At 70.7% G+C, this 17,755-nt stretch carries 19 protein-coding genes; 11 read left to right on the forward strand and 8 right to left on the reverse strand.

Annotated features, from left to right (window positions below):
• Nucleotides 1-32 precede the first annotated feature (32 nt).
• The 11 genes from NV263_RS01600 to NV263_RS01650 all read left to right on the forward strand — a co-directional run bounded on the left by NV263_RS01600 (nt 33) and on the right by NV263_RS01650 (nt 12,335).
• Complete coding sequence (locus tag NV263_RS01600) at nt 33-938, forward strand: Rossmann-like and DUF2520 domain-containing protein (RefSeq protein ID WP_263250558.1); 906 nt, start codon at nt 33-35, stop codon at nt 936-938.
• Nucleotides 935-1,834, forward strand: a complete 900-nt coding sequence (gene panC, locus NV263_RS01605) for a pantoate--beta-alanine ligase (protein ID WP_263250559.1) — start codon at nt 935-937, stop codon at nt 1,832-1,834. The genes NV263_RS01600 and panC overlap by 4 nt, the downstream gene beginning before the upstream one ends.
• Nucleotides 1,835-1,860: 26 nt before the next feature.
• Nucleotides 1,861-2,346 (forward strand): aspartate 1-decarboxylase, encoded by a 486-nt coding sequence (gene panD, locus NV263_RS01610; RefSeq protein WP_263250560.1) that lies wholly within the window; start codon nt 1,861-1,863, stop codon nt 2,344-2,346.
• 40 nt (nt 2,347-2,386) lie between these two features.
• Nucleotides 2,387-3,190, forward strand: coding sequence for a type III pantothenate kinase (locus NV263_RS01615; protein ID WP_263250561.1), 804 nt, complete (start codon nt 2,387-2,389; stop codon nt 3,188-3,190).
• Between the two features lie 112 nt (nt 3,191-3,302).
• Nucleotides 3,303-4,757, forward strand: a complete 1,455-nt coding sequence (gene lysS / locus NV263_RS01620; protein WP_263254006.1) for a lysine--tRNA ligase — start codon at nt 3,303-3,305, stop codon at nt 4,755-4,757.
• A gap of 185 nt (nt 4,758-4,942) precedes the next feature.
• A complete protein-coding gene (locus tag NV263_RS01625) occupies nt 4,943-5,296 on the forward strand; it encodes a histone-like nucleoid-structuring protein Lsr2 (RefSeq protein WP_263250562.1) in 354 nt (117 codons plus the stop codon).
• 177 nt (nt 5,297-5,473) lie between these two features.
• Nucleotides 5,474-6,550: a FecCD family ABC transporter permease gene (locus NV263_RS01630; RefSeq protein WP_263250563.1), complete on the forward strand. Its 1,077-nt coding sequence runs from the start codon at nt 5,474-5,476 to the stop codon at nt 6,548-6,550.
• Nucleotides 6,547-7,626 (forward strand): FecCD family ABC transporter permease, encoded by a 1,080-nt coding sequence (locus NV263_RS01635; RefSeq protein WP_263250564.1) that lies wholly within the window; start codon nt 6,547-6,549, stop codon nt 7,624-7,626. The genes NV263_RS01630 and NV263_RS01635 overlap by 4 nt, the downstream gene beginning before the upstream one ends.
• Nucleotides 7,623-8,441, forward strand: a complete 819-nt coding sequence (locus NV263_RS01640) for an ABC transporter ATP-binding protein (protein WP_263250565.1) — start codon at nt 7,623-7,625, stop codon at nt 8,439-8,441. Before NV263_RS01635 ends, NV263_RS01640 begins: the two co-directional genes overlap by 4 nt.
• Nucleotides 8,442-8,688: 247 nt before the next feature.
• On the forward strand, nt 8,689-11,232 hold the full coding sequence (locus NV263_RS01645) for an ATP-dependent Clp protease ATP-binding subunit (RefSeq protein ID WP_263250566.1): 2,544 nt from the start codon (nt 8,689-8,691) through the stop codon (nt 11,230-11,232).
• A gap of 95 nt (nt 11,233-11,327) precedes the next feature.
• Nucleotides 11,328-12,335 carry an endonuclease/exonuclease/phosphatase family protein gene (locus tag NV263_RS01650; protein ID WP_263250567.1) on the forward strand — a complete coding sequence of 336 codons (1,008 nt, stop codon included), beginning with the start codon at nt 11,328-11,330 and terminating at the stop codon, nt 12,333-12,335.
• Nucleotides 12,336-12,364: 29 nt separating this feature from the next.
• Here the strand turns inward: NV263_RS01650 and NV263_RS01655 are convergent, their stop codons facing one another.
• The 8 genes from NV263_RS01655 to NV263_RS01690 form a co-directional block, all read right to left on the reverse strand.
• Entirely contained in the window at nt 12,365-12,670 is a 306-nt protein-coding gene (locus tag NV263_RS01655) for an antibiotic biosynthesis monooxygenase family protein (RefSeq protein WP_263250568.1), read from the reverse strand.
• Between the two features lie 58 nt (nt 12,671-12,728).
• The gene (locus NV263_RS01660; RefSeq protein WP_263250569.1) at nt 12,729-13,316 is read right to left on the reverse strand and encodes a hypothetical protein; all 588 of its coding nucleotides are present in this window, start codon (nt 13,314-13,316) and stop codon (nt 12,729-12,731) included.
• Nucleotides 13,313-13,972, reverse strand: a complete 660-nt coding sequence (locus NV263_RS01665) for a hypothetical protein (protein ID WP_263250570.1) — start codon at nt 13,970-13,972, stop codon at nt 13,313-13,315. Before NV263_RS01665 ends, NV263_RS01660 begins: the two co-directional genes overlap by 4 nt.
• A gap of 25 nt (nt 13,973-13,997) precedes the next feature.
• Nucleotides 13,998-14,315, reverse strand: a complete 318-nt coding sequence (locus tag NV263_RS01670) for a hypothetical protein (RefSeq protein ID WP_263250571.1) — start codon at nt 14,313-14,315, stop codon at nt 13,998-14,000.
• On the reverse strand, nt 14,312-14,602 hold the full coding sequence (locus NV263_RS01675) for a hypothetical protein (RefSeq protein WP_263250572.1): 291 nt from the start codon (nt 14,600-14,602) through the stop codon (nt 14,312-14,314). Before NV263_RS01675 ends, NV263_RS01670 begins: the two co-directional genes overlap by 4 nt.
• A gap of 4 nt (nt 14,603-14,606) precedes the next feature.
• Nucleotides 14,607-14,912: a YbaB/EbfC family nucleoid-associated protein gene (locus NV263_RS01680; protein ID WP_263250573.1), complete on the reverse strand. Its 306-nt coding sequence runs from the start codon at nt 14,910-14,912 to the stop codon at nt 14,607-14,609.
• A 225-nt stretch (nt 14,913-15,137) separates the two neighbouring features.
• Entirely contained in the window at nt 15,138-17,078 is a 1,941-nt protein-coding gene (locus NV263_RS01685) for a YhgE/Pip domain-containing protein (RefSeq protein ID WP_263250574.1), read from the reverse strand.
• On the reverse strand, nt 17,075-17,755 hold the full coding sequence (locus NV263_RS01690; protein WP_263250575.1) for an ATP-binding cassette domain-containing protein: 681 nt from the start codon (nt 17,753-17,755) through the stop codon (nt 17,075-17,077). Before NV263_RS01690 ends, NV263_RS01685 begins: the two co-directional genes overlap by 4 nt.

A 17,755-nucleotide genomic window follows, 5' to 3' on the forward strand; every position in this document is an offset into this window, starting at 1 on the left:
ACGGGACTGGAACGGTAGGGAGGAACTTGGCGATGTCTGCTGGTCGCACGGGGCCTCGCCTGCGGATCGGCGTGATCTCCGCGGGCCGGGTCGGCGCCGTGCTCGGGGCGGCGGCGCAGCGCGCCGGACATCACGTGGCGGCCGTGTCCGCGGTGTCCGAGGCGTCGCGGCGGCGGGCCGAGGAGCTGGTCCCCGACGCGGCGGTGCTGCCGCCCGACGAGGTCGCCGCGCAGGCGGACCTGGTGCTGCTGGCGGTCCCCGACGACGCGATCGCCGGTCTGGTGCGCGGGCTGGTCGCGACCGGCTCGCTGCGCGCCGGCCAGATCCTGGTGCACACCAGCGGCGCCCACGGCGTCGACGTGCTGGCGCCCGCCGCCGAGATCGGCGTGCTGGTGCTGGCGATGCACCCGGCGATGACCTTCACCGGTCGCGCCGAGGACGTCGAACGGCTGGCCGCCGCCTGCACCGCGATCACCGCGTCCGATGTGGACGAAGCGGGCTGGCACGTCGCCGAGGCGTTCGCCCTGGAACTCGGCATGGAACCGGTCAAGGTGCCCGCCGAGTCCCGCGGGCTGTACCACGCCGCGCTCACGCACGGCGCCAACCACCTGATCACCCTGGTCAACGACTGCGCCGACCTGCTGCGCGAGGCGGGCGTCGACATCGCCGACCGGGTCATGGCGCCGATCCTGTCCGCCTCGTTGGACAACGCGTTGCGGTTCGGCGACCGCGGCATCACCGGACCGGTGATGCGCGGCGACGCCGGGACCGTCCGCGCCCACCTGGCCGCGCTGCGCGAGGCCGATCCGGGTGCGGTCGCGGGTTACCGCGCGCTGGCCAGGCGCACCGCCCACCGCGCCGAACGTTCCGGGATCCTGCGCGCCGACGGCGCCGAGGAAGTCCGCCGGGCACTCGACGAGGACGCGGAGGAGTCATGAACACGATCAGCGCCGGCCCGGGTTTCCAGCCCGGCGAACTCACCGTCCACACCGAACCGTCCGAGCTGACCAAGGTCACGCGGGCGCTTCGGGCCACGGGTCGCCGGATCCACCTGGTGCCCACCATGGGCGCGCTGCACCGCGGGCACCTGGAGCTGATCCGGCGCGCCCGGCGCGACATCAACGCCGTCGTGGTCGTGTCGGTCTTCGTCAACCCGCTGCAGTTCGGGCCCGGCGAGGACTTCGACCGCTACCCGCGCAGCTTCGAGTCCGACCTCGCCGCCTGCCGGGCCGAGGGCGTCGAGCTCGTCTTCGCGCCGGACGTGCGGGCGATGTACGGCGACGACCCGCAGATCACCGTCCACCCCGGACCGCTCGGCGACGAGCTGGAGGGCGCGGCGCGGCCGGGGCACTTCGCGGGCGTGCTCACCGTGGTGCTCAAGCTGCTCAACGTCGTCCGGCCGGACCTGGCCTTCTTCGGCGAGAAGGACTACCAGCAGCTCGTGCTCATCCGGCGGATGGCCCGGGAGCTGAACCTGGACGCCCGGATCCAGGGGATCCCGACCGTGCGGGAGCCGGACGGCCTCGCGCTGTCCTCGCGCAACGCCTACCTGAGCGAGGAGCAGCGCCGCGCGTCGCTCGCGCTGTCCGCGGCCCTGACGGCCGGTGCGCACGCCGGTCCGGCGGGCGCCGAGGCGGTGCTCGACGCCGCGCGCGAAGTGCTGTCCACCGAGCCCTCGGTGCAGGTCGACTACCTGGAGCTGCGGGATCCCGAACTCGGCCCGGCGCCCGCCGAGGGCGAGGCGCGGCTGCTGGTGGCCGCCGGGGTCGGCGGCACCCGGTTGCTCGACAATGCCCTGGTGCTGCTCGGCAGCCCCGGGGTCGCGGCGGAGTGACCCCGAGGCCATCAAGGAGGTCCGCGATGTTCCGCACCATGCTCAAGTCCAAGATCCACCGGGCCACCGTGACCCAGGCCGACCTGCACTACGTCGGATCGGTGACGGTGGACGCCGACCTGATGGACGCCGCGGACCTGCTGGAGGGCGAGCAGGTCGCGATCGTCGACGTCAGCAACGGCGCGCGGCTGGAGACGTACGTGATCACCGGGGAGCGCGGCTCCGGGGTGATCGGCATCAACGGGGCCGCCGCGCACCTCGTCCACCCCGGGGACCTGGTGATCCTGCTGTCCTACGGGGTGATGGACGAGCTGGAGGCCCGGTCGGTGCGGCCGAAGGTGGTCTTCGTGGACGCCGACAACCGCGTGCTCGACCACGGCGCGGACCCGGGCGCGGTCCCGGAGGGTTCCGGCCTGATCGGCACGAGCACCGGGGAGTCGCTGCCCGACCCGGCGGCGGAGACCGACGACGCGGCCCGCCTCGACGCCCTCCTCCAGCAGCCCGAGCACTGACGGCCGCGCGTGGAGTCGATCCCAGGAAGGAAGGTCGGCGGTGCTGCTCGCCATCGACGTCGGTAACACCAACATCGTGCTCGGCCTCTACGCCGACGGGTCCGAGGCCACCGACGAGAAGGCCCGCACGACGTTGGTCCGGGACTGGCGGATGCGCACCGAGCCCCGGATGACCGCCGACGAGCTCGCGCTGACCATGCGCGGTCTGCTCGGCGAGCACGCCGACCGGGTCACCGGCATCGCGGCGCTGTCCACGGTGCCCGCGCTGCTGCGCGAGCTGCGCGTGATGCTGGGCCGCTACTGGAGCGACGTGCCGCGGGTCGTCGTCGAGCCGGGGGTGCGCACGGGCGTGCCGCTGCTGGTCGACAACCCGAAGGAGGTCGGTGCGGACCGGGTGATCAACACCTTGGCGGCGCACCACCTGCATTCCACCAACTGCGTGGTGGTCGACTTCGGCACCTCCACGAACATCGACGTCATCTCGGCCAAGGGCGAGTTCCTCGGCGGCGCGTTCGCGCCGGGCATCGAGATCTCGCTGGACGCACTGGCCTCCCGCGCCGCCCAGCTGCGCAAGGTCGAGCTGGTGCGGCCGCGCTCGCCGATCGGCAAGAACACCGTGGAATGCCTGCAGTCCGGCATCCTGTACGGCTTCGCCGGGCAGGTGGACGGCCTGGTGCGCCGCCTGGTCGCCGAGCTGGAGGTCACCCACGGCGGGCCGACGACCGTGCTGGCGACCGGTGGACTGGCGCCGCTGGTGGTCACCGAGTCGCAGACGATCACCCACCACGTGCCCGACCTGACGCTGCTGGGCCTGCGGCTGGTCTACGACCGCAACTTCGGCTGACTCCTGGTCGCAACGGTTCCGGACCCGATACGTACCCTTGGTTCCCGTGACAGACCAGGACCGTCCCACCCCCCTTGCCAGCGCGGACAGCACCGATGACCTGCCGGAGCAGATGCGGATCCGGAGGGAGAAGCGGGAGCGCCTGCTGGAGGCGGGAGTCGACCCCTATCCGGTGAACCTGCCGATCACGCACGGCCTCGCCGAGGTGCGGGCCGCCCACCCCGACCTGGAGCCGGACACCGCCACCGGCGACCACGTCGGCGTCGCGGGCCGCGTGATGTTCCTGCGCAACACCGGCAAACTCTGCTTCGCCACGCTGCGGGCCGGGGACGGCACCGAGCTGCAGGCGATGCTGAGCCTCAAGCAGGTCGGCGAGGACGCCCTGGCGGCCTGGAAGAGCGACGTGGACCTGGGCGACCACGTCTTCGTGCACGGCGAGGTGATCACCTCGCGGCGCGGTGAGCTGTCGGTGATGGCCGACGAGTGGCGGATGGCGGCGAAGTCGCTGCGCCCGTTGCCGGTGATGCACAAGGACCTCGGCGAGGAGATGCGGGTCCGGCAGCGCTACGTGGACCTGATCGTGCGCAAGCAGGCCGCCGACACGGTCCGCATCCGCGCCACCGCGCAGCGCTCGCTGCGGGATTCCTTCCAGCGGCGCGGATTCGTCGAGGTCGAAACCCCGATGCTGCAGACCCTGCAGGGCGGCGCGGCGGCGCGGCCGTTCGTGACGCATTCCAACGCCTTCGACATGGACCTCTTCCTGCGGATCGCGCCGGAGTTGTATCTGAAGCGATGCGTCGTCGGCGGCATCGAGAGGGTTTTCGAGATCAACCGGAACTTCCGCAACGAGGGGAGTGATTCTTCCCACTCCCCGGAGTTCGCGATGTTGGAGTTCTACCAGGCGTACGCCGATTACGACGACATGGCGCTGCTGACCCGGCAGCTGATCCAGGAGGCCGCCGAGGCCGTCGCCGGTTCGCAGGTGGTCACCTGGTTCGACGGAACGGTCTACGACTTGTCCGGCGAGTGGCCGTCGATCACCATGTACGGTTCGTTGTCCGAGGCCCTGGATTCGGAGATCACCCCGGAAACGCCCGTCGAGGTGCTCCGCAAGCACGCGGACTCGTACGGATTGCAGACCGATCCCGCGCACGGCCACGGAAAGCTCGTCGAGGAGCTGTGGGAGCACCTCGTCGGGGATCATTTGACCGCGCCGACGTTCGTGCGGGACTTCCCGGTGGAGACCTCGCCGCTGACCCGGCAGCACCGAGACGACTCCAGACTGGCCGAGAAATGGGACCTCTACGTCCGCGGCGTGGAGCTGGCGACCGGGTACTCCGAACTCGTCGACCCGGTGGCGGAGCGGGCCAGGCTGGAGGAGCAGGCCCGGCTCGCCGCGGCCGGTGACGAGGAAGCCATGCCCGTCGACGAGGACTTTCTGCGCGCCCTGGAGTACGGAATGCCGCCCAGCGGCGGGGTCGGAATGGGTATCGACCGGTTGTTGATGGCCCTGACCGGCCTCGGTATCCGGGAGACGATCCTGTTCCCGCTGGTGCGCCCGGAATGACCCGATCAGGGTGTTGCCGACAGAATTTTCTCGGCGGGGTGAGTGCATTAAGGGAGAGGCTGCGCTAACCTGAGCGTGAGAATGCTCTAGGCGACGGCTATTGGCGTACTCAGGTGGGAGATGCGCTCCCGGGAGATGGTCGCTGTCCCGCTATTGCACGAAATACTCCGGGGAGGACTTCGAAGATGGCGCAGAAGGTCACGGTCACGCTAGTCGACGATCTGGACGGCGGGCAGGCCGACGAAACCGTCGAGTTCGGTTTGGACGGCGTCTCATACCAGATCGACCTTTCCGCCGACAATGCCGCCGAGTTGCGGGAAGCCTTGGCGAACTACGTCTCGAACGCGCGCCGCGCGGGGGGCCGGAAGAAGCCGGGACCGCGTCCGGGGGCCGCGCGTTCCGGCGGCGGGTCCTCCACCAGCGCCGACCGGGAGCAGAACCAGGCGATCCGGGAATGGGCGCGCAAGCGGGGTCTCAAGGTGTCCGACCGGGGGCGCATCCCCGCCGACATCGTGGAGCAGTACCACAAGGCGCACTGACGCCCACGCCGTTCGAGGGGCGCCACCGCGGGCAGTCCGCGGCGGCGCCCCTCGGCGCGTCCGGTGGCGGTTCGACGTGTGACCACGGACATCCGGTGCCACCCTGTTCGTTCACCCTTAGGTGGGCCTAACCTAAGTAAGCTCGGGCCTGGTGATCAAACCTCAGGGGGAGGCGACGTGAGTGGCAGCGTGGCCGTCGACGGTCCTCGGCGGGCCGGCAGCGACGACGCGCGGACGGGCTCGGAGCGGCTGCGCGCCCGGCGCCGCCGCCGTGTCGTCGGCATCGCCGTCCTGATCGCGCTGCTGGCGGTGAGCTGCGTGCTGAGCGTGGTGATCGGGACCAAGACCATCCCGCTCGGCGACGTCTGGCACGCGCTGAGCGCACCCGGGGGCGCGGAGAACGACCTGATCATCCGCCAGTTGCGGGTGCCCCGGACGCTCGTCGGCGTGGTCGCCGGAGCCTGCCTCGGGCTGGCCGGGGCGCTGATGCAGGGCCACACCCGCAACCCGCTCGCCGACCCGGGCATCCTCGGGATCACGCACGGCGCCGCGGTCGGCGTCGTGCTGTCGATCTACACCTTCGGCATCACCACCGCGCTCGGCTTCGTCTGGTTCGGCTTCGGCGGCGCGCTGCTGGGCGCGCTCGCCGTCTTCGCCATCGGTTCCCTCGGCCGGGGCGGGCCGACGCCGGTCACGCTGGCGCTGGCGGGCATGGCCATCAGCTACCTGCTCCAGGCGATCACCTCGGCGCTGGTGCTGACCGACCAGCAGACGCTGGACGCCTACCGGTTCTGGAAGATCGGCTCCATCGCGGTCACCGACACCGCGGTGCTCTGGCAGGTCGTGCCGTTCCTGCTGGTCGGGATCGCGGTGGGGTTGGCGAACGCGTCGAGCCTGAACGCCCTGGCCCTCGGCGAGGACGTGGCGCGCTCCCTGGGGCACCGGGTGCTGTGGGCCCGGCGCACCGGCATCGCGGCGATCGCCGTGCTGGTCGGCGGCGCGGTGGCGATCTGCGGGCCGATCGGCTTCGTCGGGCTCGTCGTGCCGCACGTCGCCCGGTTCTTCACCGGGGCCGACTACCGCTGGCTGCTCCCGTTCGCCGGGCTGCTCGGTTCATCGCTGGTGCTGCTGGCCGACGTCCTCGGCCGGGTGGTGGCGCGGCCGTCGGAGGTGCAGGTCGGCGTCATGCTGGCGGTGGTCGGCGCGCCGTTCTTCATCGCCCTGGTGCGCCGCAGGAAGTTGGTGCGGTTGTGACTCCGGTACTGCCACGGATCGCCGGTCGCCGCCCGCTGCGGGTCGGCCCGTTCTCCGGAGTGCTGCGCCGGCGCCCGCTGCTGGCGCTGCTCGCGGCGCTGCTGGTGCTGCTGGCGCTGTTCGTGCTCGACATCGGTCTCGGCGAGTACGCGATCGGTCCGCTGGACGTGCTGCGGACGCTGGTCGGCGCGGGGGAGCGGGCGCAGCAGATCATCATCTGGGAGCTGCGGCTGCCGAGGGCGCTGACCGGTCTGCTGGTGGGTGCCGCGCTCGGCCTGTCCGGCGCGATCATGCAGGCGCTCGCGCGCAACCCGCTGGCCAGCCCGGACATGCTGGGCATCACGTGGGGCGCGGGCACCGCCGCGACGGCGGTGATCGTGTTCGGCGGCAGCGCCGGGACGGTGACCGGTGCGGCGGCGACCTTCGGGCTGCCGGTCGTCGCCCTCGTCGGCGGCCTGGCCACCGGCCTGGGCGTCTACCTGCTCGCCTACCGGCGCGGCGTCGACTCGTACCGGTTGGTGCTGGTCGGAGTGGGGGTCAGCGCGCTGGCGGGCAACGCGACCTACTGGCTGCTCACGATCGGCGACGTCAACGACGCCGGCCGCGCGATGGTGTGGCTGACCGGCAGCCTCAACTCCCGCGGCTGGGAGCACGTGGTGCCGCTGGCGATCGCCCTGGTCGTGCTCGTCCCGCTGACGTTGGTCGGCGCGCACGTGCTCGGCGCGCTGCAGTTCGACGACGACACGGTGCGCGCGCTCGGCGTGCGCGCGGACCTCTCGCGCGGGCTGCTGCTGTTCGCCTCGGTGGCGCTGTCGTCGATCGCGACCGCCGCCGCGGGTCCGGTCATCTTCGTGGCGCTGGCCACACCGCAGATCGCCCTGCGGCTGGCCCGCACGCCGCGGCCGCCGCTGCTGACCTCGCTGGTGCTCGGCGCGGCGCTCGTCGTCGGCGCGGACGTGATTTCGCGGACCGCGTTCGGCACCCTCGAACTTCCGGTGGGCGTGGTCACCTCGATCCTGGGCGCGCCCTACCTGATCTACCTGCTCGTCCGCCGGTACCGGGAGGTCCGCGCATGACCGCAACGTCCGAGGTCGACACCCGCCAGCGGCTGCACGCCCGCGACCTGCGGCTGGGCTACGGCGACCGGGTCGTCGTCGACGGCCTGGACATCGACGTCGTGGACGGCACCATCACGTCGGTGATCGGTCCCAACGGCTGCGGCAAGTCCACGGTGCTGCGCGCGCTGGGCCGGCTGCTGCGGCCGCAGCGCGGCAGCGTGCTGCTCGACGGCAGGCAGATCCACCGGATGTCGACCAAGGAGGTCGCCAAGGTGCTCGGGCTGCTGCCGCAGTCCCCGGCCGCCCCGGAGGGGCTGACCGTCGCCGACCTGGTCTCCCGGGGCAGGCACCCGCACCAGTCCTGGTACCGGCAGTGGTCCTCCGACGACGAGGTCGCGGTGGCCGAGGCGCTGGGCATGACCGGCATCGAGGACCTGGCCGACCGGACCCTCGACGAGCTGTCCGGCGGGCAGCGGCAGCGGGCGTGGCTGTCCATGGCGCTGGCCCAGGGCACCGACCTGCTGCTGCTCGACGAACCCACCACCTACCTGGACCTCTCCCACCAGGTGGACGTGCTGGAGCTGGTGGGGAGACTGCACGACGAGAGCGGGCGTACCGTCGTGATGGTCCTGCACGACCTCAACCTCGCCGCCCGCTACTCCGACAGGCTGGTGGCGATGAAGGACGGCGCGATCGTCGCCGAGGGCGAGCCGGCGGAGGTGCTCACCGAGTCGCTGCTGGCGGAGGTCTTCGACCTCGACGCCCGCGTGATTCCCGACCCGGTCGCGGGTACTCCGATGGTCGTCCCGGTGGGTGGGCGCCGACTCCGGTGAGGCGCGGGTTGTTCGCGCTGAGCGGACAACGCCACCGGATCGGACGTTTTCCGGAATGTCGCAGGCCAGGGGCCCGTTGACCAGGGCGTCGGGCAAGAATGTGAGAAGTAGGCAGCCAGCGGGCACGGACTGCGACCGGGTGGGACTACTACAGTGGTCCCCAGAGTGCTGAACCCGTCGTGGGCATCGGCGAAGCAGGAGCCGTGTCCCGGTACTAGACCGCCGGCGCAGCAGTCAGGGAGTGCGAATGTTCGAGAGGTTCACCGACCGCGCGAGGCGGGTGGTCGTCCTGGCCCAGGAAGAGGCCAGGATGCTCAACCACAACTACATCGGCACCGAGCACATTCTCCTGGGCTTGATCCACGAGGGTGAGGGTGTCGCCGCCAAGGCGTTGGAGTCGCTGGGGATCGCGCTTGAGGGCGTGCGCCAGCAGGTCGAGGAGATCATCGGCCAGGGTCAGCAGGCCCCCAGCGGACACATCCCGTTCACCCCACGGGCGAAGAAGGTGCTGGAGCTGTCGCTGCGCGAGGCGCTCCAGCTGGGCCACAACTACATCGGCACCGAGCACATCCTGCTCGGGCTGATCCGCGAAGGCGAGGGCGTCGCCGCGCAGGTGCTGGTCAAGCTCGGTGCGGATCTCAACCGGGTGCGGCAGCAGGTGCTGCAGCTGCTGTCCGGCTACCAGGGCAAGGAGCCCGCGGAGGCCGGTGGCCGCGGCGAGGGCACCCCGTCGTCGTCGCTGGTGCTCGACCAGTTCGGCCGGAACCTGACGCAGAGCGCGCGCGAGGGCAAGCTCGACCCGGTGATCGGCCGGGAGAAGGAAATCGAGCGGATCATGCAGGTCCTCTCGCGGCGCACCAAGAACAACCCGGTGCTCATCGGCGAGGCCGGTGTCGGCAAGACCGCGGTCGTGGAGGGGCTGGCCCAGAAGGTCGTCAAGGGCGAGGTGCCCGAGACGCTGAAGGACAAGCAGCTCTACACGCTGGACCTGGGCTCGCTGGTCGCCGGTTCCCGGTACCGCGGTGACTTCGAGGAGCGCCTGAAGAAGGTGCTCAAGGAGATCAAGACCCGCGGCGACATCATCCTGTTCATCGACGAGATCCACACGCTGGTCGGTGCGGGCGCCGCCGAGGGCGCCATCGACGCCGCGAGCATCCTCAAGCCGATGCTGGCCCGCGGTGAGCTGCAGACCATCGGTGCCACCACGCTGGAGGAGTACCGCAAGTACGTCGAGAAGGACCCGGCGCTGGAGCGCCGCTTCCAGCCGATCCAGGTCGGCGAGCCGTCGCTGGAGCACACCGTCGAGATCCTGAAGGGTCTGCGGGACCGCTACGAGGCGCACCACCGCGTGTCGATCACCGACTCCGCGCTGGTGGCCGCGGCCAGCCTGGCCGACCGCTACATCAACGACCGCTACCTGCCGGACAAGGCGATCGACCTGATCGACGAGGCCGGGGCGCGGATGCGCATCCGCCGCATGACCGCACCGCCGGACCTGCGCGAGTTCGACGAGAAGATCGCCGACGTCCGCCGCGAGAAGGAGTCCGCGATCGACGCGCAGGACTTCGAGCGGGCCGCCCGCCTGCGGGACGAGGAGAAGCAGCTCCTCGGCCAGAAGGAGGAGCGGGAGAAGCAGTGGAAGGCCGGTGACCTCGATGTGGTCGCCGAGGTCGACGATGAGCAGATCGCTGAGGTGTTGGCGAACTGGACCGGTATTCCGGTGTTCAAGTTGACCGAGGAGGAGACGACGCGGTTGCTCCGGATGGAGGAGGAGCTGCACAAGCGGATCATCGGTCAGGACGATGCGGTCAAGGCGGTGTCGCAGGCGATCCGTCGTACTCGTGCGGGTCTGAAGGATCCGAAGCGTCCGTCGGGTTCGTTCATCTTCGCGGGTCCGTCGGGTGTGGGGAAGACGGAGTTGTCCAAGGCGTTGGCGGAGTTCCTGTTCGGGGACGACGACGCGTTGGTGCAGATCGACATGGGTGAGTTCCACGATCGGTACACCGCGTCGCGGCTGTTCGGTGCGCCTCCGGGGTACGTGGGGTACGAGGAGGGTGGTCAGCTCACCGAGAAGGTGCGGCGCAAGCCGTTCTCGGTGGTGTTGTTCGACGAGATCGAGAAGGCTCACCAGGAGATCTACAACACGCTGTTGCAGGTGTTGGAGGACGGTCGGCTCACCGATGGTCAGGGTCGGACGGTGGACTTCAAGAACACGGTGTTGATCTTCACGTCGAACTTGGGGACCCAGGACATCTCCAAGGCCGTGGGGTTGGGCTTTTCCAGTGGTCAGGGTGCTGAGTCCAACTACGAGCGGATGAAGTCCAAGGTCCACGAGGAGATGAAGAAGCATTTCCGGCCGGAGTTCCTCAACCGCATCGATGATGTGATCGTGTTCCACCAGTTGACCGAGGACGAGATCATCCAGATGGTGGATCTGCTCTCGGGTCGGGTGGAGAAGGCGCTCAAGGGCAAGGACATGTCCTTGGAGTTGACGGCGAAGGCCAAGAAGTTGTTGGCCAAGCGGGGCTTCGATCCGGTGTTGGGTGCGCGGCCGTTGCGGCGGACGATCCAGCGGGAGATCGAGGACAAGTTGTCGGAGAAGATCCTGTTCGGTGAGGTCGAGCCGGGTCAGATCGTGATCGTGGATGTCGAGGGTTGGGACGGTGAGGGCCCCGACGACAAGGCGGTGTTCACCTTCCGCGGCGAACGCAAGCCCTCCCTCGTCCCCGACACCCCGGTCGGCGTGTCCGCCGGTTCGGAGGAGAAGCCGGAGAACCCCGAGTCGGAGTGACGTCGGCATGACCGGCTGACGGCGAACGGCCCCCGCGTCCCGGAGCCCCGGGACGCGGGGGCCGTTGTCGTGCGCGGCAGGACCGGGAGGTCGGATTGGTTCGGGCGGCGGTGGACGATCCCGAGCTCGGGGAGCCGCCCCGGCGCAAGCGGGGCGGGGCGCCGGTGACAGCGCTGCTGGTGCTGTTCGCGGCCGCGTTCCTGGGCTGGGCGGCGCTGCCGCTGCTCGGACTGGACGTGTTCGATCGCTACACGATCGCGTTCGTCGCGCTCCTGCAGTACGCGGTCCCGGTCGGCGTGGTCCTCGCGCTGGTGGCGCTGGTGCTGCGCCGCTGGTTGACGACGCTGGTCGTGGCGCTGGCCGTGGTGGGGCTGGTGGCGTTCGTGGCGCCGCGCGCGGTGCCGGACGCCCAGCCGACCACCCCCGGCACGCCGTTGCGCGTGCTGTCGCTGAACACCTACTTCGGGCGCGCCGACGCGGCGCAGATCGTCGATCTGGTGCGGCGCGGCGACGTCGACGTGCTCGGCGTGCAGGAGCTCACGCCGGAGCTGGTGGCGGAGCTCGACCGCGCCGGCCTCGGCCAGGTCATGCCGCACCGGGTGTTCCACGCGGGACCGGCCGCCGACGGCACCGGCATCGCGTCGCGCTTCCCGCTGCAGGAGCTCTCACTGGTGCCGAAGACGACGCTGCACCAGCCCTCGGCGCGGATCTTGCTGCCGGGCGGGAAGTCGGTGGAGTTCGTCGCGGTGCACCCGCTCTACCCGGTCGGTGCGGACACGGCGGACGCCTGGCAGCGCGACCTGGCCGCGCTGCCCGAACCGCCCCACGACGGCGCCGTGCGCCTCGTGGCGGGCGACTTCAACGCGACGCTCGACCACACGCCGCTGCGCGCCCTGCTCGGCCGCGGGTACCGGGACGCCGCCGAGGTCACCGGGGCGGGCCTGCAACCCACCTGGCCACGACCGGACCAGTGGTTGCCCCCTCCGGTGACCATCGACCACGTCCTGGTCAGCGGCAGCGCCGCGGTCCGCGACTACCGCACCGTCCCCGTCCGGGGCAGCGACCACCGCGGGATCCTCGCCGACGTCGTCGTGCCGCGCTGACGGCGGCGCGCACGACGCCGGATCCGCGACTACTGCGGGTAGGACTGCTGGACGACCTCGAACTCCAGGAGGCTCGCACCGGTGGCCACGGGGTTGCGCGCCTCGCCCGCGTGCGCCTGCTTGGCCGGGCCGTTCGCCCAGTTCTGGAAGTCCTCCTCGGATTCCCACTTCGTGTAGACGAAGTACCGGTTGTCGCCCTTGACCGGGCGGAGCAGCTCGAAGCCCAGGAAGCCGGGCGCGCTGTCGACCGCTCCGTGCCGGCTGGCGAACCGCTTCTCCAGCTCCGGGCCGGCGCCCTCGGGGACCTCGATCGCGTTAATCTTCACCACTGCCATGTTCCCAGGCTACGAGTCCGAACGGGTGATAGCGACCGCGGTTCGGGACCGGGCCCGGTTACCGCCGGAGCGTCCTGTCCACGTCCTTCGCGGCTTCGGTCAAGGATGCCCGGATCGTTTCCGCCCCCAGTCCGGTGGCGCCGTGGGCGGACATGCCGTTGCCGCCGTACCGGAGTTCGACCGTGATGTTGGCGACCCGGAGGTCCAGGACGCCGGACCGGTCGTCGAACCTCCCCCACGCCTCGTCGCCGATGCCGCCGATCTTCTCGCCCAGGCCGCGTGCGGTGCGCTGGTCGGTGAAGACCCGTTCGGCCAACGACGTCCCGCCGACCTGGTCCTGCCCCTCCGGCCGGCGGTGCAGGAAGACCGCGAGCGACAGGTCGCGCTGGTAGGGCGCGACGCCCTGCGGTGGCGCGTCCGGGACCTCGTCCGGGCGGTCGTTCCACTGGCAGCTGTCGCTGCTGGCCGTTTTCAGCGCGGGTTCGGCTGCCGCGCCACCGACGATCTGCTGCGTGACCTGCCTGCTCACCAGGTCGCAGGCGGTCGGCAGCGCGGTGAAGCGGTCCGGGGGAGCGTGCTCGGCGCCGCAGGCGCCCATCGACAGGACCGCTGCCGCCAGGACGAACCGAAGTGCTCGTCTGGTCATTTCCGCTCCCGGACGTCCCAGCCGCCGACGTCCACCGACGACTCCGGAATGGTCTCGGGGACCTTCAGATCGGTGATCTCCTGCTTGAGGTCCTGGCCGGTCCGGCGGTACTCGGAGATCGTGGTGTTCACCTGCGTCACCACGTCGCCCGCGTCCCGGATGAAATTGGCGATGGCGTTCGCGATCGGTTCGGCGACGCCGAAGAGCGCCTCCTTGATGCCCGCGATGATCCCGCCCGTCATTTCCACGATCGTGGCGGCGCAGTTGATCAGGAAGGTGAGGGCGCTGTTGTAGAGATCGGTCATCGTGGCGGCGATGTCCTGGAGGTGGTCGGACATCCGCCCGAACACGTCCGCCGCCGCGGTGAACACCTTCTCCAGGTGGTCGACGTAGACGCTGAAGCTGTCGTACGCCGAACCCGACCAGTACGCCTTGAGATCGGCCCGCGCGTTCGTGATCGATTCCAGGGACTTGTCGATCGCCTTCTTGGCGTGCAGGCCCCACGCGTCGACCCGCGGATCGACGTGCTCCGGGTGGCCGAAGAGGTCGCGGATGGTGTCGATGATCTTGGCGACGGCGGCTTGGCCCAGCTTTTCGGCGTATTCGAGCACGAGCGCCGCTTTGTCCTCGGGGAACGGTTCCAGGGGTGCGGTCACCGCGTTCCTCCCATCGAGCCGGGAGTCACATGGACTCCCGGAGATAGCCGAACTTCTCGTAGTACTCGGCGTCGCGGCTCTCGTAGTCGTCGGCGACGGCCTTGAGCTTGCCCGCCGCGCTTTCCAGGACTTCCTGGCCTCGCTTGAGCCTGTCCAGCGCGTCCTGGAGGGCGGCGTTGTGGTTCCGGGTCGCCGACGACGGATCGCCGAGCAGCCCCAGGTCGTCGCCGGCCAACTCCATGCCCGTCAACGACTGGTGGGCCTTGCCCCACGCATCGGACGCCTCGTGCAGGAACTTGACGTTGCTGCGCAGCGCCCCGGGTACGACTCGGTAATCGGTCACGGGGTTCTCCCTTCGCGGAGCTGCCGAGCCTGGTCCTCGCCCTTCGCCACGGCTCGGACGACGGCGGTTCCGAGGCCGCGGCCGGAGGTGAAGCCGAGCTGGTCCGCGTCGAGCCGGACGTCGATCAGCCGGCCGTACGCGTCCAGCACGACCTGCCCCAGATCGCCGTCGAGCGCGACCGGGATCGTGCTGTCGGCGCCCTGCCGCGCTCGCTCCACCGCCCGGTTGAAGCGGTCGTTCGCCTGGGCCAGTTCTTCCCTGATCCGTTCCGAAGGCTGTTTCCGCACCGGGTCACTCCTCGAATTCCGGGAAGAGTTCCGCGAACCTGCTGTTCGCGTCCTCGATCGCGCGAGTACGCGCGGCACCGACGGCGGCCACGATCTTCCGGCCGAGCGGGGACGGATCCCCGGCGCGGAGTTCGCGGTCGGGGATGTCCAGGTCGTGGAGCTTGCCGGTTCCGTCCACCGTCGCGGTCACCGCGCCGTCCTCCGAGGTCGCCGTGAAGCGCCGGGCCCGGGACTCCTCGCCGAGTTCTCGGATGCGTGCCTGCTTGTCCTCCAGGTCGGTCAGCATGGACTCGATATCTGGGAGCTCCACTGGGCCACCTTCCGTTGTCGCAGTTCGTGCTGAGAACGGACGGGCGTGGGCGTGCCGGGTCTCCCGGGCGCGCCCCGACCACGTGCGGTACTGGGACGAGCACGGTGAGCATATGAGGTGAGTCACACGCCGTGGGCGGGTCGGGCGAAAAAGCCGGCCCGCGGCCCCGGGATCACTCGAACGGTTCAAGCGGGTCGACCGGGCACCGCCTGAACCGAGCCGGCATCAGAGCTCGATCTGCGGGTGCAGCCGGGCGACCGACCAGGTGCGTTGCCGCTGCACGGCGAGCGTGGTCAGGGCGAGGAACAACACGCCGAAACCGGCCAGCACGCAGGCGTCGCGGATCAGGTGCTCGGTCAGGCCGCCGGAGATCGTGACGCGCAGACCGTCCACCAGGTAGGTCATCGGCAGGTACGGGTGCACGGCCTGGAACGGTGCCGGAGCCGTCTCCATCGGGTACAGGCCGCCGCACGCCGTCAGCTGCACGATGAGCAGCACCAGCGACAGCAGGTCGCCGATCGCCCCCAGGGCGGTCCGCAGGAAGTGGTCGATCGCCACGAACGCGGCCGCCGCCAGCGCGATCAACCCGAGCGTCCACCACAGGTGCTTCGGGTTGAGGCCGAGCCCGAGTTCCACGGCGCCGAACAGCACGAGCCCGCCGACGACGCCGAGCACCGCGGCGGGCAGGAACCCGGCCACCGCGATCGTCACCGGGTTCACGCGGTCGGCCAGCGCGCGCAGGTTGACCGGCTTCAGCAGCAGGTAGGCGAACAGGCCGAACACCCACAGCGCGATGGAGAAGAAGAACGGCGCGAGGCCGCGGCCGTAGACGTGCGCCGGGTTGAGGTTGTCGGTGTGGATCTCGGTGGGGGAGCCGAGCACGTCGGCGGCCTGCGCGACCTGCGTCGGATTCGTCGGCGGGATCTTGCCCAGCGAGTCGTCGACCAGCTTCTGCAGGTGCTTGGCGCCGTCGTTGAGCTGCCCGGCCCCGGTTTGCAGCACACCGCTGCCGGAGACCAGCGTGCTCAGCCCGCTGGTGACACCGGCCGTGCCGCCGGACAGCTGGGCGGTGCCGGCGCGCAGCGCGTCGGCCGGTGCGGTGATGGCCCGCACCTGGCCCTGGAGCGGTCCCATGTTCTGCTGGAGACCGAGGGCCTGCTGGTTGGCGTCCTGGGCGGTGCCCAGGGCGCGCTGCGCGTCGCGGTCGGCGTTGCCGGTGGCGTCGGCGAGCTTGCGCGAGTTGTCCGCGGCCCGCTGGTAGACCGGGTCCTGGGCGAGATCGGGGTGCTTCTGGGCCAGCTCCCGCAGCACCGAGACGCCCTCGCCGGCGCGCTGGTTGACGAAACCGGTGGTCGTCTTGATCGTGTTCAGGCTGTCGACCGCCACGTTGCTGGCGTTCACCAGCGAGTTCACCGCTCCGGGAAGCTTGTCCGCGGTGAAGTCGCTGATCGACGACAGCTTCTCATCGAGCTGGGCGGTGGCCTCGGAGACGGCCTGCACCCCGCCGGAGATCTCCCCGGCGCCGTCGCGGACGCCGCCGAGCCCCTTGGTCAGCGCGGCGGTGCCCTGCTTGCTGAGGTCGGTGCCCTCGACGAGTTGCTTGGACGCCTCCGAGGCGGTCTGCAGCTTCTCCCGGGCCTGGTCGAGCTCGCCGTACAGGGCGCGGGCGTAGCTGGCATGCGCGGCCGCGTTGATCTGGTTCTGCAGCTCGGTCTTCACCGTGTCGGCCATGATCCCGGCGATGTAGCCGTTGGCGTCGTTCTTGGTGATCCGCAGCGCCGCGCGCTCCGGGTTGCGGTCGGCGGCGCTGGCGAGCTTGGCGCTGAAGTCGGCGGGCACCTCGATGGTGAAGTAGTACCGCCCGTCCTTCAGACCGCGCCGTGCCTCGTCGGTGTCCACGAAGTGCCAGGAGAAGATGCTGGTGGCGCGCAGCTGCTCGACGAACTGGTCACCGGCGTCGATGTGCTCGCCCTGGCGGTCCACCGCGTGGTCGGAGTTGACCACCGCCACCGGAACCCGGTCCAGGCGGCCGTACGGGTCCCAGTTCGACCACAGGTACAGCGCGCCGTACAGCAGCGGGACCAGCACCAGGACCACCGGGACCAGGCGTCGCAACGGGCCGCGGAACCGCAGCACCTCCAGCCAGGCGAGCTTGATCGCCCTCATCGGATCTCCTCGCGTTCCAGCACCAGGGTGGGCGTCGGTCGGTGGGTGACCTGGGCGGGCAGCGGGATCACCTCGACGTCGCCGAACGGCGGATCGGTGGCGCTGGTCAGCACGGTCATCCCGGTCCCGGCGAGCCCGCGCAGCGCCGCCCACGCCCGGGAGCGCCCGGTGGCGCCGAGCCCGACGTCGACGTCGTCGACGACGATCCCGGCCGGGGCGGACGCGGCGGTGAGGGCGACGGCGAGCAGCAGCCGTTCGTCCGCGGCCAGCTCACCGACCAGCGAGGACGCGTTCGGGTCGATGCCCAGCAGGTCGAAGGCGTCGGCGATGGAGCTGATCGGCACCCCGGAGATGAGCCGTCGCTCGGCGACGGCCTCGCGCACCCGGTGGCGCTCCTCCAGCTCGTACCCCGGCCGCAGCCGGGCGGGCAGCACGAGCCTGCGCACCGCCCTGGCCTGCGCGGGCAGCACGTGCCCGGAGACCTCGACGTGTCCCGCGACGAGCCGGAGCCGCCCGGACAGCGCGAGCAGCAACGAGGTGCGCCCGGTGCCGCCGGGTCCGCAGACCACGGCGAGCGACCCCGGGTTGACCCGCAGGTCCACGTTCTCGAACACGGTGCCTTCGGGGCCGCGGGCGGTGATCCCGCGGGCCAGCACGCTCACGCCGTCGACGTCCAT

The sequence above is a fragment of the Saccharopolyspora rosea genome, from assembly GCF_025643595.1.
GTDB lineage: Bacteria > Actinomycetota > Actinomycetes > Mycobacteriales > Pseudonocardiaceae > Saccharopolyspora > Saccharopolyspora rosea.